Genomic DNA, 16,210 nt, shown 5'->3' on the forward strand with positions numbered 1-16,210 from the left:
TAAAGTCTAAGATGGTATTGAACAGCAGCGATGGTCGTCATTATGAGTCCATCGCTATTGCGGAGAAATTGTTAACTACACCCACTGACCAGCAACAAAACCGCTCGACCAACACCATTGGAAGTTATAACCACCTAACCAGCCAGTTACGTCCATCACTTCGCCGATGAAGAACAAACCTTTGATGTTCTTACATTCCATGGTTTTTGAAGACAGGTGATCGGTATCTACGCCGCCTAAGGTCACTTCTGCGGTGCGATAGCCTTCTGTGCCATTTGGTGCAACCGCCCAGTTTTCCAGACGCTCAACGATGGTTGCCATCTCTTTCTGGTTGAACTGCTTAAGTGGTTTGTCTGCCAATTCTTTACGTTCAATCAGCACTTCAACCAAACGCTTTGGTAGCACTTTTGCTAGCGTGTTCTTTAGAGATTGGTTCGGGTGCTTCTCGCGGCTGCGTTCTAGCAGTTCGGCGATGTCGTCGTTTGGTACGAGGTTAATCGTCACCTTTTGACCCGCTCGCCAGAATGAAGAGATCTGTAACACCGATGGACCAGACAAGCCACGGTGAGTAAACAGCAGCGCTTCTTTGAACATGGTGCCGTCTTGCGCCGTAATTTCTGCTGGAATCGCAATGCCCGATAGTTCAGCGAAATCTTCTTTGTCTTCTTTGTGCAGCGTAAATGGCACCAGACCTGCCGTAGTGGTAATTACTGGAAGCTCGAACTGCTCAGCAATCTTGTAGCCGAATGGCGTCGCGCCCAATTTAGGCATCGACAGACCGCCGGTAGCCACCACCAAAGATTCACATTCGATGTTTTCAGTACCCGCATGCAGACGGAAGCCCGCATCGGTTTTCTCGATCGAATGTACATCGCATTGGTAGCGTTGTTGGATATTTGGCATGTCGCATTCTGCTAGTAGCATCTTAACGATGTCTTTTGCGGTAAATGCATCAACACAGAACAGCTGTCCGTGATCGCGCTCTTCAAACTCGATGCCATGCTTGCTGACCATCGAGATAAAGTCCCAGTTGGTGTACTGAGACAATGCCGATTTCACGAAATGTGGGTTTTGGCATAAGTAGTTGCTCGCTGAGACGTCGTAGTTAGTGAAGTTACAACGACCACCACCTGAGATAAGGATTTTACGTCCTGGCTTTTTCGCATGATCCAGCACGAGCACACTGCGTCCGCGTTTGCCTGCTTCTGCTGCACACATCAAACCCGCCGCACCTGCACCGATTACAACAACATCAAATTTCTTACTCATGGGTAACGCTCAATTACTTATTTAGATTGGTATGTCCAAAATCCAAAAATAAAAAAGGATGTGCGTGATGCACATCCTTGCTTTCTGCTGGCGCTATTCTAACGACAAAAGTCGAGAGGGAAAAGCGCTTAAATTCCAAGCACTGCTTGCTGGCCTATAAAATGAAGGCTGCCAGTAGGGTTACACCAAGTAATGCGGTCGATAAAATGAATAACCCACGCACCCTTTCGCACTTGCCGGTAAAGATCTCATCGTGATGATGGTGATATTCTTTACTCTTAATGTAATGGTACAACCGCACCTGTTTGGTGACGTTACCATGGGTGGTGAAGAATCCATTGCCATCCACTTGCTGATAAAGCAAAGGATGCGCTTCACGCATGATGTGTATAAGAGAACGAAGAGCGGTGAGATAACGGACCATGTTGAGCCCTGTTACCACCATTAGCGCAAATAAGATTGTGTCTCCACTGATCATCTTTTCCTCCCTACATCTTCAATGATGCTCAAGAGATAAAGACGATCAATGCTTCGCCCTTAACCCGCTACTTAGCGCGTTGAGAACGCGTTATGCAGCTGGAGCATCCATAATTGAAGATGAACCTTCTTTCGCCATTTGTGCTAGATCTTTATCGATGAAGAACAATGCTTTACCATCTTCACCAACCAATTCGATCTTATCTAAAATCCCTTTAAACAACTTCTCTTCTTCGTGCTGTTCAGCCACGTACCACTGTAGGAAGTTAAACGTAGAGTAGTCTTGGCTTGTAAATGCACCATGTGCCAATTTATTGATTTTTTCCGTGATCATTTGCTCATGTTCGTAGGTTTCACGGAAAACATCGCCCAGGCTAGCAAAGTCATGCTTTGGTGCTTCAATTTCACCTAGGATTGGCATTGAGCCAGTTTCGCTCACGTAAGTGAAAAGACGTTGCATGTGCTCCATTTCTTCTACGGCGTGAGCGCGTAAAAATTCAGCCGCACCTTCAAAACCTTTGTCTTCACACCAAGCACTCATTTGTAAGTATAGATTGGATGAGAAAAATTCTAGGTTAATTTGCTCATTCAATTGTTCAACCATAGTTTGAGACAGCATGTTAACTCCTATTTATATGCATGCGTTTTGCGCCACTATAACATGATTACTGAGGCAAGACTTTATACCTACGATATTGATATGAGATCACTTCAGCAAAATTTTCTGACACTTAGTGCTAATCTGACACTATGACCTTATCAAGGAGATAGCAATATGAGTTACAAACACATACTTGTGGCAGTCGACCTCTCAGACGACAGTAAAGTGTTGATTAAGAAAGCCGTATCGCTGGCTAAACCTCTGGATGCGAAAGTCTCTTTCATTCATATCGATGTGAATTACGCCGAGCTTTACACCGGGCTTATCGACATCAACATGGCGGAGGCGCAGCACCAAGCGATGGAAGCGTCTCGTACACAATTAGCGAATTTTGAAGAATACGCAGAGTACCCAATCACGCATACGTTAGTCGGTAGCGGTGATTTGAGTAACGAGCTTTGCGATACCATTCAGGACTACAACATTGATTTGGTGGTTTGTGGTCATCACCAAGATTTCTGGAGCAAGATTCTTTCTTCGACGCGTCAGCTTATTAACTGCTCACCTGTCGACATGCTGGTCGTACCGCTAAAAGACTGATTTGCGTTGGCTCGACCTTAAAACTTGGTTAGACTGCGGGCACATTTGTTGTTGATAAAGATTCTCATCCATGGCTTATCTATCCGCAGTTACCCTACTTTGGGCATTCTCATTTAGCCTGATCGGCGTTTACCTTGCCGGTCAGGTAGATTCTTGGTTCTCAGTTTTCATGCGCGTTGCGCTGGCAAGCTTGGTCTTCATTCCTTTCTTAAAATTCCGTGGCGTAAGCAAATCGCTGATCGCGAAATTGATGATCGTGGGCGGCTTCCAACTCGGCTTAATGTATTGCTTCTACTACCGGTCTTTCCTACTCCTTTCTGTACCAGAAGTACTGCTGTTCACCGTATTTACCCCTATTTACGTCACCTTGATTTATGACTTCTTGAAAGGTCGATTCTCGCCTTGGTATTTGGTTACGGCGGCAATTGCGGTACTGGGCGCGGCGTGGATTAAGTTTGCGGGCATCAATGAGAACTTCTTGATGGGCTTTTTGGTCGTGCAAGGGGCGAACCTGTGTTTTGCCATCGGTCAGGTCGGCTACAAGTACATTATGGAAACCGAATCGGTTGAGCTGCCACAGCACACAGTATTTGGTTACTTCTACTTAGGTGCACTGTGTGTGGCAACCGTTGCTTTTGCTCTGATGGGGAACTTAGATAAGATGCCAACCACAGCAACGCAATGGGGCATTCTGACTTACCTTGGTTTGATCGCATCGGGTTTTGGTTATTTCGCGTGGAACAAAGGCGCAACCATGGTGAATGCTGGTGCACTTGCGGTAATGAACAACGCACTCGTCCCTGCTGGTTTGATTGTGAATATCGTGATTTGGAACCGCGATGTCGATGTGACGCGACTTGCCATTGGTGGTGCAATCATCATGCTATCGCTGTGGATTAACGAAACTTGGGTGAAAAAACGCGTAGAGATGAGTTACGCCAACAAGTAGCCAGATTCATTCCCGAAAAACAAAAAACGCTCTCCAACTGGAGAGCGTTTTTTTGATGTGATTCGATTAATGCACTTTGGCTTGCGAGCTTGTGCTCATCAACGTGTTTGGTGGCGTTGGTAGCAACACCTCTAGTTTGGCATTTCGCGCTTCAAGCTTGCGTTGGCGTTTTAGCAATTTTTGCTGCTTTTTGGCTAACTTAAGCAACTTCTTCTGCTGTTTATAATGTTTCTTGACCGCTTTTTTCGCCTTCTTCAGCGCTTTCTTATCTGATAAATCAAACATTGCTGGCGCCTCTAGCTTAGTTGTTGAGGTTACGGCTGCGACTTTTGCTGCCAGTTTTTTCTCTTTCACTCGTTCCACTACACGCTTCACGATCGCGGCTTTCTCTGCGCTTTGTTCTGGCACCATGATAATTGGGGTATCTTGAGTCAAGGACGAAGTGGGCAGTGCTTCCACTAACAAACCACAAGCCTGTTGCTCGGACAGCGGCTTGTCTTGGCATTTTTGAGGAGGAATCGCAGCAGGCTTACACAAGGTATCTTTCGAGGCAGAAGAACGGGCACAAGAGCGACAGACAAACTTAGGCGCCACCACTAGACGGTGAATATCACCCAGACTTTCAGCAATCTGTTTGCGGCTCATCTTACATAATCGTTTCGCCATGCTACTACTCCAGCTTCCCAATTCTCGACGGTCTTACTCTACGACATCACACAAGTGTAATAATAATAATTCTTAGTTAGATATACAGTCAGTATGCCGAATTAGCAAGAGAAAAGTATCAATAAGCGGAGTAAACGCCAGATACAAACACAGCGCCAAATCAGGCGCTGTGAGGAGAAGCTTTTGTCGTCAGGCGTTTAGGCGAGTTACGCCATTGATGCCTTCACATACACATCGAAACGGTTCTTTTTGGTTTCGATTGCCATGCTTGGCTTTTGCTCATCAAGCCAGTCTGCGTAATCTGGGCGCTTGACCACTACACGCTTACTCGCCAATGCCATTGCTGGAGCCAGCAAACCATCTGCATCAAGATCTGCACCAACCAAAGATTGGAAGACACGCATCTCTTTCTTCACTAATGCCGATTTCTTTTTGTTTTCAGGGTGCGGGTACATTGGATCGAGATAAACCACATCGGGCTGGAGAAAGTCTTTATCTTGCGCTAATTGCTCCAGTGCGTCATGGCTAGAAGCGTGAATCAAAGACATGCGCTCTGATACCCAAGTCCCGATTTCTGGATCGTGTTTCGCACGTGCCAAGCCGTCATCCAACAATGCAGCGACCACCGGATGACGCTCTACCATTTGCACTTTACAGCCTAGCGACGCCAATACGAACGCATCACGCCCTAAACCCGCTGTGCCATCCAGTACGGTTGGAGTTGCGCCTTTGTTCAAACCTGCGGCTTTCGCAATCGCCTGACCTTTACCGCCGCCGAACTTGCGACGATGCCCGACTGCACCACCAATCAAATCAACAAAGATCGCACCCAGTTTTGGCTCGTCCACTTTACGCAGCTCTAAGCGCTCAGTCGTTAGGACTAGGGCAAAGTCACTGTCGTCAGTGTGAGAGAGCTGCCAACGCGCAGCGAGTTCATCAAGGTGAGACTGTTGAGATGGGTCTTCACAAATCAATTGCAGTTGCAAAAGGAGGCTCCAGTAAAAATCGGTTTAACTGGCGCTGAGTGTATACCCAACCCACCTCTAATTGCTAGGCTGGGGATAAGTTAGATGACTTTCTACTCTTGGGCTCAAGTTGTTGGAGTTCGTTGACTAGCTCAGCCAGAGGCTTAGGATGACCGATGCCATAACCTTGGCCATAGTCGACGCCAAGATCGACCAAACACGCTCTAACTTGGTCATTCTCAACAAACTCTGCCACCGTGACTTTACCCATTTGCTTGGCTAAATCTTTAATTGACCGCACCATCACGCGATCCATCTCGTTTACGTTGATATCTCGCACGAAAAGGCCATCAATTTTCACGATATCGACAGGAAGTTTCTTTAAGTAGCCAAAAGACGATAAACCGGAGCCAAAATCATCCAACGCAATCAAGCATCCCAGCGCTTTAACACGAGTGAAGACGTCGAGCGCTTGATCGATGTTGCTCATCGCTGCCGTTTCAGTGATTTCTAGACAGATTTTTTCACAAGGAATCGAAGACGACTGCAAACGTGCTAGAAGGAAGTCGATAAACTCTTGGTTACCCATTGATTGACCAGACAAGTTAATCGCACAGCGACCGAGCTGCTCCACGACTTCTGGACGCGCTTCAAACCACTCTAAAGTTTGGCTAATCACTTGTTTATCAATCCAGTGAGCAATGTTGTAACGCTCAGCGGCAGGGACAAAGACGCCGGGGGATAAGTAGTTGCCTTGAGCATTGCGAATACGCACCAAAATCTCAAAACACAATGGTGAACCTTCACCACTCAAATTCAAAATACGCTGAGCAAACAGTTCAAGACGCTTACTCGATAGCGCCTCATGCACCAAATTAACGCTTTGCATCTCCAACTGGCGGTGTCGCAACTCTTCGTTGTCCAAGCTAAACAAGTTATAGCGGTTACGCCCCTGCTCTTTCGCCGCATGGCAAGCCGAGTCCGCCTGAGCATGCACCATTTGTGGCGTCTCTGCCGTATGGTCGATGATGCGAACGCCCACCGAGCAGCTCATAAACAGTTGCGTGTCTTCCCAACGGAAAATCTGCTCACCCAACGTAGAGATGATCTGCTTAGCAATATTAATCGCGCCGTGCTCATCGCAGTCTTTCAATAACACCGCAAATTCATCACCGCCCATGCGCGCCAATACCGCGTTGTATGGCAAGACTTCCTCTAACATGCTGGCACAGAACTGGATCGCGGCATCACCCGCATCGTGGCCTACTGTGTCGTTGAGTACTTTGAGTTGATCAAGATCGAGGTACAACATCGCATGCACTCGACGGTGGCTTTCTACTTCTCTCAGCGCCGTTTGCAGCTCTAGCTCGAAGTAGTTGCGATTGTAGGTATCGGTCAGTAAGTCGTAGCGCGCTTGATATTCGAGCTGCTTGGCGAGCTTCTTTGTCTCGGTGATGTCTTCCCCAACGATCAACAATTGGTCGGAATCTCTTAATGGGCGAATGTTTTCACGTACCCATACGCTATGACCATCGGCATGACGATATTCGATTTCTCGACGCCAAACCCCGTTCATCACCTGCTGTGGCTGCAACAAAACTTGGCGTGGATAGAGTGCTTTTTCATCGCAGTAGAATGAATATAAGTAATGCCCCAGCATATCCAACGGTTGATAGCCTAAAAGCTGCTGAGCAAAGTGATTCACCTCTTGCACGCGGTTATTGCTATCGAGTGTCACCATCATCACAGGCTGCTGCTCATAGTAATTACGCAGACTTGATTCGCGATGATAGAGCTTGTCTTCCATCGCTTTACGGCTGGTGATATCGCGAGCTTCAAACAAATATTGCTCTTGGTTCGCCACTTGTTGTGAAAACGGTTTGAGAGACACTTCCAGCACCATAGCACCGTGTTCCTTGTTCCAGATTTCAGCCTCAAAAGTGGCCACTTGGCGATGACTAGAGTGAAAATAGCTGGCGAGTAATTGGCGCGCTTCCTCACTCCAGTCTTTGTGATGCCAAAGTGGACGATCGACACGCATTTCTTGACGATTAAATAAAGATTGCAGACGATCGTTACCTGATTTGAGCAAACCATGTTGGTCGAGAATACCCATGTACTGCATACTCTGGTCAAAAACCGACTCTAAAATCGCTTGGCTTTCACGGGCGATGCTCTCACTGCGACGAATTCGCTGTAAATAGTAGCTGAGCAGCAAAATAATGATGGTCATCGCCACCAAAACACTGCCAAACAGTTTGATTTCTCGTGCGTACCGCTCAGTAAACTCTGCGGGCTTATTGAAGAATGCCGATGAGGCTTCTTGCTCTACTCCTAAGCCCCAACGCACCACCGATTGATAATCGAGTTTGATGTCCGACTCTGCACTCACCACCGCAGGCAAAGGCTGTGCTGGGTTATCGAGGACTTGCGTCAGCAACTTCGCCGCCTCAAAACCTTGGCGGTAACCGCTTTGAATAACACCACCAACCGCGCCATGCCCGAGTCCAACATCATGCACCATAAATACAGGAGCATTGGAGGCTTGGTTGATATCACGCCAATCTTTATCGGTCGCGATATTGCCATGGATATCTCGATAGTAAGTCCAGAACAACACTACGTTATCGATGTTCATTTTCGACACTTTTTGCTTTAACGTTTCAACACTGTCAGGAATGAAGTGGCGAACTTTATCGCGATATATAGGATTATTATCGAGAAAATTCTCGATCTTAGCACGAAGTGCCGCACCAGTAACAGAATGGTCACTGACGACAAGAACCTGCTTGTGCTTGGGATGCAATCGCTCGATAAGAGCAAGGTTTGCAAGCAAGTCCACATCTTCAATCACGCCTGTGGCTCTCAATCCCTTATGTAAAGAGGGATCGTAATTGTTGATGCCACTGAAAATGACAGGAGTATTATCTAGCACGTCTGACAGACGTTGCATTAAAGCGAGTGCGTTGTTATCACTGACGACGATCGCGTCGAAATGCTCTTCACTCAGTTTAGTACGATAAAGGGATTCCAACTGATTGAAGAATTGCTGGCTCTGACTGCGCTTAGAATCAAGATACAGAATACGGATATCAAGCGGGTGCCCCTCAAGTTGCCGGGCGAAACCACGTTGAATAGAATCGGTCCAAAAAAAACCTTGATGGTAAGAGTGAACAACGAGGACTTTTTGTTCTTGCGCCGTGGCGACAGCACTGAAAATAAGCGCTATGAAAAACAGAAAAAGTGGCACATCAACTCCATGACTTCAGAACTACCTCGCGGTTATCCCTGCCTAAACCTTGTGAATCCTGTCCGCTGTGAGTATAAAATGAACTCCAAACCTCATACCCAACGGAAATAATTGTATGAATGCGAGCCTGCCTAAACTCGACGACCTCGATCGCGCTATTCTCAAAACTCTGATGGCGGATGCGCGTAAGCCTTACGCGGAAATGGCAAAACAATTTAATGTCAGCCCAGCGACCATCCACGTTCGTATAGAGAAAATGAAAGCGGCAGACATCATCGAAGGTACTGAGGTAATCGTCAATACTAAAAAGCTAGGATACGACGTATGTTGCTTTATTGGCATCAACTTGAATGCCGCGCGTGACTATCATTCAGCGCTAGAAAAGCTCAATGCCCTCGATGAAGTGGTAGAAGCTTACTACACCACGGGCGCGTATAACATATTCGTCAAATTGATGTGCAAATCGATTGAGGAGCTGCAGTTTGTCTTGATTGATAAGCTTCAAGCGATCGATGAAGTGCAATCCACTGAAACGCTGATTTCACTGCAAAACCCGATCAATCGCAGCGTAAATCCATAATGCCCTGAGTCAGATACTAAAAGTTGAATCTACGAATAAAAAAATGGGCAGCCACTTGGCTGCCCATTTTCATTCTCAATCGAGATTACGCTGCGATACCTGAATGGCGCAGTAGCGCATCGATTTCTGGTTCACGACCACGGAAGCGTTTAAATAGCTCCATTGGTTCTTCACTGCCACCCATTTCTAGGATGTTGTTCAAGAAACTCAGACCGGTTTCTTTGTTGAAGATACCTTCTTCTTCAAAGCGAGAGAACGCATCTGAAGACAACACTTCTGCCCATAGGTAGCTGTAGTAACCTGCGCTGTAGCCACCAGCGAAGATGTGACCAAAGCTGTGTGAGAAACGCGCCCACTCAACCGCTGGTACAACGGCCACTTTCTCTTTCACTTCTGCCAAGGTTTCAAGTACACGAGCACCCACTTCTGGGTCGTATTCTGTGTGCAGAGTGAAATCGAACAAGCCGAATTCTAGCTGACGTAGAATGCCCATCGCCGACTGGAAGTTCTTCGCTGCTAGCATTTTGTCTAGCATCGCTTTTGGTAGCGGCTCACCAGTCTCGTAGTGACCAGAAATAAACGCCAGCGCGTCTTCTTCCCAACACCAGTTTTCTAGGAACTGACTTGGTAGCTCAACCGCATCCCAAGGCACACCGTTGATGCCCGATACCGCGCCTGTTTCTACTTGCGTCAGCATGTGGTGAATACCGTGACCAAACTCGTGGAACAGAGTCACGACTTCATCGTGTGTAAACAGTGCAGGCTTGTCGCCCACTGGACGGTTGAAGTTACACGTTAGGTAAGCAACTGGTGTTTGTAGCTCGCCTGATAGCGTCACACGACGACCACGGCAATCATCCATCCACGCACCGCCACGTTTGTGTTCGCGTGCGTATAGATCTAGGTAGAAGCTACCGCGCAGTGTGCCTTCGCCATCGAAGATATCAAAGAAACGCACGGATTCGTGCCAAGTATCCACGCCTTCACGCTCTGTCACTGTCATACCAAACACGCGGTTTAGCACTTCAAACAGACCACTTACTGCTTTTGATTCAGGGAAGTAAGGACGAAGTTCTTCATCCGAAATTTGGAACAAGTGCTGCTTTTGCTTCTCGCTGTAGTACGCGATGTCCCATACGTTTAGCTCGCTGACACCAAATTCCACATTCGCAAACTGGCGTAGCTCTTCGATTTCGCGCTCACCCTGTGGTTTCGCTTTGGTCGCCAAATCGTTCAAGAAGCCAAGAACTTGCGCTGGGTTCTCTGCCATTTTAGTTGCCAGAGATTTCTCACTGTAAGTGTTGAAACCCAGCATACGAGAGATTTCATGACGCAGTTTTAGCTGCTCAGTGATGATTTCTGAGTTGTCCCATTTACCTGCGTTTGGACCACGCTCAGAGGCGCGCGTTACGTACGCTTCGTACACTTCTTTACGTAGGTCTTGGTTATCACAGTACGTCATAACTGGTAGGTAAGATGGGATATCTAGCGTGATGAGGTAGCCATCCAGCTCTTTTGCTTCTGCTGCCGCTTTTGCCGCTGCAAGTGCAGATTCTGGCATACCCGCTAGGTCTTTTTCGTCGGCAACGTGCTTAGTCCAACCCATGGTTGCATCCAGCACATTGTTAGAGAATTTTGAGCTCAGCTCAGACATGCGCTTGCTGATTTCGCCGTAGCGATGTTGCTCGTCTGATGGTAGACCAATGCCCGAAAGCTCGAAGTCGCGTAGTGAATCCGAAATGGTCTTCTGTTGTGCACGCGTTAGCGTCGCGTACTCTTCGCTTGCTTTGATCGCTTTGTACGCTTCGTAAAGACCTTTGTGCTGACCAACCCAAGTACCGTACTCAGACAGGATTGGTAGGCAGCTTTCGTAAGCTTCGCGAAGTTCTTCGCTGTTCACTACTGAGTTCATATGACCCACTGGTGACCAAATGCGGCTCAAGCGGTCATCCGCTTCTTCAATTGGCGCGATCACACTGGTCCAGCTTGGGTTTGCGTTGTCTTTTAGTACCTCGTCAATTTTGGCACGACAATCCGCAATCGCCTGCTCCACTGCAGGTTTAATGTGTTCTGGTTTGATTTGCGAAAACGGAGGAAGATCCGTAAACGTAAGAAGTGGATTAGACATGAATAATTCCTTTTGTGTTTTGGCTCTGTATTTGCCTATTCGCATTTGCAAAGACCCTAATGGTATTTGCAAAACAGTAGGCGACCTCAATGCACAGGCAAGCCGACAACATGGATGGGGGGATTTCCGTTCCCTTTCTCGATGCAGCAATGACCGAATGGGTCAAAGAGCGCTTACTCTGTCCTTGAGTCTTGTTATGCCTAAGTTCGGTTTGGCACTCTATTGGAGCGGCGCAATCCCACTTAGGTTCAGTTTGTTTACTCATACTAAGTATGGGTGACTTAAAGAAATTTCAATAGCGAATCCCTATCAGTGATACTGATTTGAATCGAAGTTCTACTTCTTTAAGTTACTTGAGTATAATACCGCCATATCGCGAAAATCACAGACCACACTCAGTCAAAGAGTGTTTCGAGAGTTTAATTTGTTAAGTTACCGCCACAGCTTCCACGCTGGCAACCATGCTGACGTGGTAAAACACATCGTTCAAAGCCTCATTCTTGATGCACTAAAGCAGAAAGATAAGCCGTTTGTTTATCACGACACCCACTCGGGTGTGGGACGCTACGATCTGACTCACGAATGGTCTGAGAAAACGGGCGAATACAAACAAGGCATCGCACGCATTTGGGACAACCCAAACATTCCTGAAGAGATCGCAAGCTACATCGATTCAATCAAAACGTTGAACAACGGTGAGAAGCTGCGTTACTACCCAGGCTCACCGCGCGTTGCACGTGCGCAAATCCGCCCGCAAGACCGTATGGTTCTGACTGAGCTGCACCCAGCCGATCACCCGCTACTAGAGCAAGAGTTCCACCGCGATCGTCAAGTAAGCATCTACAAAGAAGATGGCTTTAAGCGTCTGAAAGGCAGTCTGCCTCCGCAAGAACGTCGTGGTTTGGTGCTGATTGACCCACCATACGAGCTAGCGAAAGAATACCGCGACGTCGTGCAAGCGATTTTCCAAAGCCACAAGCGTTGGGCAACGGGTATCTACGCGATTTGGTACCCAGTGGTAAACCGCTGTGATATCGAAGATATGATTGAAGGCTTGGAAGGACTGGGCATTCGCAAAATCCTGCAAATCGAATTGGGCGTCTCTCCAGACACCAACGAGCGTGGCATGACGGCATCAGGCATGATCGTGATTAACCCACCGTGGAAACTGGAAAGCCAGATGAAAGAAATTCTGCCATTCCTGCAAGAAGCGATCGCGCCAGCAACGGGGCACTGGAAAGTCGACTGGATCGTTCCTGAATAAAAACACTGAATTTCATAACCTTAAAGCGCAACGATGACCTCGTTGCGCTTTTTTTATTTATTTTTTCAAAAATTATCGTCTGCGCTTCGTCTTTTCTTTTTTGCCTGCGTCTTAGGGATGTAAACAAGCTAAACCATAGAGAGAAATGACCATGCTTAAAGTTATCAGTTTTAAAATTTGCCCATTTGTTCAACGCGTAACTGCGGCACTAGAAGCAATACAGATCCCTTACGAAATTGAATACATCAGCTTAAAAGATAAGCCACAATGGTTCCTAGACATCTCACCAAACGGTCAAGTACCGGTGATGGTGACAGAATCTGGCACGGCGCTGTTTGAATCGGATGCGATCATCGAATACATCGAAGACGAATACGGTCCATTAGAGCAAGGCGTGACAAACGAACAACGCGCACTGGATCGCACATGGAGCTACCTAGGTTCAAAACACTACTTGCCTCAGTGCGGCACCATGGGTAGCAAAGACCAAGCAACCTTGGAAGAGCGAACAGAGAAGCTGATCAAAGCGTTCCAAAAAGCAGAAAACCAACTGTCTGGTGAAACCAAGTTCTTCAAATCCGATGAACTAAGCAATGTAGACATGGCGTGGTTGCCACTTCTGCATCGTGCTGCCATCGTCAAAGCGCACTCTGGTTACGACTTCTTCTGTGGTCTGCCAAAAATGCAGGCATGGCAAAAACACATCCTAGAATCAGGATTAGCAGAGAAGACGGTATCGGAAGACTTCATAAAGCTGTTTAGCGATTTCTACCTCACCAACACTTATCTTGCGGATGGTAAAGACATGCAAGCCCAGTCAGGCTGTGGCACATCAAGCTGCTGCGGTTAATGATTTCCCCCTACCCTGAGCATGAAAAACACTTAGCGGAATAGCGCCTTATTCCGCTTTGCTACCCTTTCATCGCTATTTGTCATAAGCAATGTCACTTTTTCCCATTTAGGAAATAGTGAGACTCGATTTATGATAGGGACAACGGATCATGCTCAATTAGCTTCGGCAAACTTGAGCGAGTAACAATTCATGTTGGGATGTTGAGTTCATCACCCACCACCCCAATGTAGTTGTTAGACAAAATTAATAAGCTCTTGGAGAAAGTAATGGCGACTCATTTTGATTATATCTGTATCGGCGGCGGCAGCGGCGGTATCGCATCAGCAAACCGTGCAGCAATGTACGGTGCTAAAGTAGCGCTTATCGAAGCTCAAGACCTTGGCGGTACCTGTGTAAACGTTGGTTGTGTGCCTAAGAAAGTCATGTGGCACGGCGCGCAAGTTGCAGAAGCAATGAACCTATACGCAGAAGACTACGGCTTCGATGTAGATGTAAAAGGGTTCAACTGGAGCAAACTGGTTGAGAGTCGTCAGGCTTACATCGGTCGTATCCACCAATCTTACGACCGTGTTCTTGGTAACAACAAAGTAAATGTGATCAAAGGCTTCGCTAAGTTTGTTGACGAGAAAACGGTAGAAGTAAACGGAGAACACTACACAGCAGATCACATCCTGATCGCAGTGGGTGGTCGTCCAACAATTCCAAACATCCCAGGCGCAGAATACGGCATCGATTCAAACGGCTTCTTCGAGCTTGCTGAGCAACCAAAACGCGTTGCAGTGATCGGCGCAGGTTACATCGCGGTAGAAATCGCTGGCGTACTGCATGCACTTGGCACAGAAACACACCTATTCGTTCGTAAAGAATCACCGCTGCGTAGCTTCGATCCAATGATCATCGAAACGCTAGTCGAAGTGATGGACGCCGAAGGCCCAACGCTGCACACCCACTCAGTGCCAAAAGAAGTGGTAAAAGAAGCAGACGGCAGCCTAACTCTGCACCTAGAAAACGGTGAAAGCCAAAACGTTGATACCCTAATCTGGGCAATCGGCCGTCACCCAGCAACTGACGCTATCAACCTAGCATCAACTGGCGTTGCAACGAACGATCGTGGCTACATCAAGGTAGACGAATACCAAGAAACGAACGTGAAAAGCATCTACTGTGTCGGTGACATCATGGAAGGCGGTATCGAGCTAACACCAGTAGCTGTGAAAGCGGGTCGTCAACTTTCTGAGCGCTTGTTCAACAACAAACCAAACGCGAAGATGGACTACGATTTGGTACCAACTGTGGTATTCAGCCACCCACCAATCGGCACTATCGGTCTAACGACTCAAGAAGCAGAAGAGAAGTACGGCAAAGACAACATCAAAGTCTACACGTCTGGCTTTACTGCAATGTACACAGCGGTTACTAAGCACCGTCAACCATGTAAGATGAAGCTAGTATGTGCTGGCGAAGAAGAGACGGTTGTTGGTCTACACGGCATCGGCTTCACCGTTGATGAAATGATTCAAGGCTTCGGCGTAGCAATGAAGATGGGCGCAACCAAAGCAGACTTCGACTCCGTTGTGGCTATCCATCCAACGGGCTCTGAAGAGTTCGTTACAATGACGGGTTAGTGTAGGAAAAGCATCTTACACACGTAAATAAACCTAGAAATTAATTAATCACTGCCCATACCGTATACATGGGCAGTGACATTTTTCAGGATGATTGATTTATTGCTTAATGCTCTCGACGGTAAAACGTCGGGATCAAGGTGAACCCTTTGTGAAAAAGTGCGCGTGAATAGATGATATAAAAATTAATTTAAAATAAAGGTGTATTTTTTTTAATTAGTCTGTATAGTGGTTCTTGCTCTGACAAAGAGTTGTTTCAAGATAAAATATAAAGAAAGTTTTCCAGCGTCATCCCTAGCAAGTTTCTCTCTGTAATCTCCTTAATGCTCTATCCTAAAATAATACCTATGTTCAGTGCACCTTAATTTTAATTTTATAAGGGGCATAATATGTCTAATCAAGTAATTGGTACAGTAAAGTGGTTTAACGAAGCTAAAGGTTTTGGTTTTATTTCTCAAGCAAATGGCAATGATTTATTTGTTCATTTCAGAAACATTTTAGGTGATGGCTTTAAGAAGCTAATTGAAGGTGATCAGGTTTCCTTTACTGTAGGTAAAGGTCCTAAAGGTCTTCAAGCAGAAAATGTAACGACTATTTAGTCTTACAATTGAATTTAAACTGCCTCGTCATACGCATGGCGAGGTAGTTGCTCTGACAAAGATTTGTTTCAAGATAAAATATAAAGATAGTTTTCCAGTGTCATCCCTAGCAAGTTTCTCTCTGTAATCTCCTTAATTACCTATCCTAAAAATAATTATGTTCAGTGCACCTTAATTATAATTTTTATAAAGGGGCATAATATGTCTAATCAAATAGTTAATCATGAGAATAGAAATAACAAAAACAGATCTATTCAAAATAAAGAAACATCAATAAATAAAAAAACAAAGATGAATAACCTTCTCCAAAGGATTGCTAATGGTGAGTCTGGTGTTGTTTTGGAGGAATTACTTTGAAAAATTACGGTAGAAAGAAGGTATGCG

The 16,210-nt window shown here is 46.4% G+C and carries 15 protein-coding genes; 8 read left to right on the forward strand and 7 right to left on the reverse strand.

Annotated features, from left to right (window positions below):
* Nucleotides 1-75: 75 nt before the first annotated feature.
* The 3 genes from KIV40_RS09795 to ftnA all read right to left on the reverse strand — a co-directional run bounded on the left by KIV40_RS09795 (nt 76) and on the right by ftnA (nt 2,365).
* Nucleotides 76-1,269 (reverse strand): NAD(P)/FAD-dependent oxidoreductase, encoded by a 1,194-nt coding sequence (locus KIV40_RS09795; RefSeq protein ID WP_285348935.1) that lies wholly within the window; start codon nt 1,267-1,269, stop codon nt 76-78.
* Between the two features lie 154 nt (nt 1,270-1,423).
* The gene (gene uspB / locus KIV40_RS09800) at nt 1,424-1,747 is read right to left on the reverse strand and encodes a universal stress protein UspB (protein WP_038890180.1); all 324 of its coding nucleotides are present in this window, start codon (nt 1,745-1,747) and stop codon (nt 1,424-1,426) included.
* Between the two features lie 90 nt (nt 1,748-1,837).
* Nucleotides 1,838-2,365, reverse strand: a complete 528-nt coding sequence (gene ftnA, locus KIV40_RS09805) for a non-heme ferritin (protein ID WP_285348937.1) — start codon at nt 2,363-2,365, stop codon at nt 1,838-1,840.
* Nucleotides 2,366-2,521: 156 nt separating this feature from the next.
* On the opposite strand from ftnA, the gene uspA reads away from it, so the two are divergent.
* On the forward strand, nt 2,522-2,947 hold the full coding sequence (gene uspA / locus KIV40_RS09810; protein ID WP_005430021.1) for a universal stress protein UspA: 426 nt from the start codon (nt 2,522-2,524) through the stop codon (nt 2,945-2,947).
* 70 nt (nt 2,948-3,017) lie between these two features.
* Nucleotides 3,018-3,896: a carboxylate/amino acid/amine transporter gene (locus KIV40_RS09815; RefSeq protein WP_285348939.1), complete on the forward strand. Its 879-nt coding sequence runs from the start codon at nt 3,018-3,020 to the stop codon at nt 3,894-3,896.
* A 66-nt stretch (nt 3,897-3,962) separates the two neighbouring features.
* Here KIV40_RS09815 and KIV40_RS09820 read toward each other — a convergent pair whose 3' ends face one another.
* The 3 genes from KIV40_RS09820 to KIV40_RS09830 all read right to left on the reverse strand — a co-directional run bounded on the left by KIV40_RS09820 (nt 3,963) and on the right by KIV40_RS09830 (nt 8,777).
* Nucleotides 3,963-4,562: a hypothetical protein gene (locus KIV40_RS09820; RefSeq protein ID WP_134977773.1), complete on the reverse strand. Its 600-nt coding sequence runs from the start codon at nt 4,560-4,562 to the stop codon at nt 3,963-3,965.
* 206 nt (nt 4,563-4,768) lie between these two features.
* The gene (locus tag KIV40_RS09825) at nt 4,769-5,548 is read right to left on the reverse strand and encodes a class I SAM-dependent methyltransferase (RefSeq protein ID WP_012126721.1); all 780 of its coding nucleotides are present in this window, start codon (nt 5,546-5,548) and stop codon (nt 4,769-4,771) included.
* A gap of 64 nt (nt 5,549-5,612) precedes the next feature.
* On the reverse strand, nt 5,613-8,777 hold the full coding sequence (locus KIV40_RS09830; RefSeq protein ID WP_285348942.1) for an EAL domain-containing protein: 3,165 nt from the start codon (nt 8,775-8,777) through the stop codon (nt 5,613-5,615).
* Nucleotides 8,778-8,892: 115 nt separating this feature from the next.
* Here KIV40_RS09830 and asnC point away from each other — a divergent pair, with 115 nt between their 5' ends.
* Nucleotides 8,893-9,357, forward strand: coding sequence for a transcriptional regulator AsnC (gene asnC, locus KIV40_RS09835; RefSeq protein ID WP_005430014.1), 465 nt, complete (start codon nt 8,893-8,895; stop codon nt 9,355-9,357).
* Nucleotides 9,358-9,442: 85 nt separating this feature from the next.
* Here asnC and prlC read toward each other — a convergent pair whose 3' ends face one another.
* On the reverse strand, nt 9,443-11,485 hold the full coding sequence (gene prlC, locus KIV40_RS09840) for an oligopeptidase A (RefSeq protein WP_285348943.1): 2,043 nt from the start codon (nt 11,483-11,485) through the stop codon (nt 9,443-9,445).
* Nucleotides 11,486-11,909: 424 nt separating this feature from the next.
* Between prlC and KIV40_RS09845 the strand changes: the two genes are divergently transcribed.
* From KIV40_RS09845 to KIV40_RS09865, 5 genes are all read left to right on the forward strand, one after another.
* Nucleotides 11,910-12,749: a 23S rRNA (adenine(2030)-N(6))-methyltransferase RlmJ gene (locus KIV40_RS09845; RefSeq protein WP_021017929.1), complete on the forward strand. Its 840-nt coding sequence runs from the start codon at nt 11,910-11,912 to the stop codon at nt 12,747-12,749.
* 151 nt (nt 12,750-12,900) lie between these two features.
* A complete protein-coding gene (locus tag KIV40_RS09850; protein ID WP_285348945.1) occupies nt 12,901-13,599 on the forward strand; it encodes a glutathione S-transferase family protein in 699 nt (232 codons plus the stop codon).
* Between the two features lie 269 nt (nt 13,600-13,868).
* A complete protein-coding gene (gorA, locus tag KIV40_RS09855; protein WP_285348947.1) occupies nt 13,869-15,227 on the forward strand; it encodes a glutathione-disulfide reductase in 1,359 nt (452 codons plus the stop codon).
* Between the two features lie 389 nt (nt 15,228-15,616).
* Entirely contained in the window at nt 15,617-15,826 is a 210-nt protein-coding gene (locus KIV40_RS09860) for a cold-shock protein (protein ID WP_012126715.1), read from the forward strand.
* Between the two features lie 201 nt (nt 15,827-16,027).
* Complete coding sequence (locus KIV40_RS09865; RefSeq protein WP_012126714.1) at nt 16,028-16,183, forward strand: hypothetical protein; 156 nt, start codon at nt 16,028-16,030, stop codon at nt 16,181-16,183.
* Nucleotides 16,184-16,210 lie beyond the last annotated feature (27 nt).

This window comes from Vibrio sp. D173a (assembly GCF_030248475.1).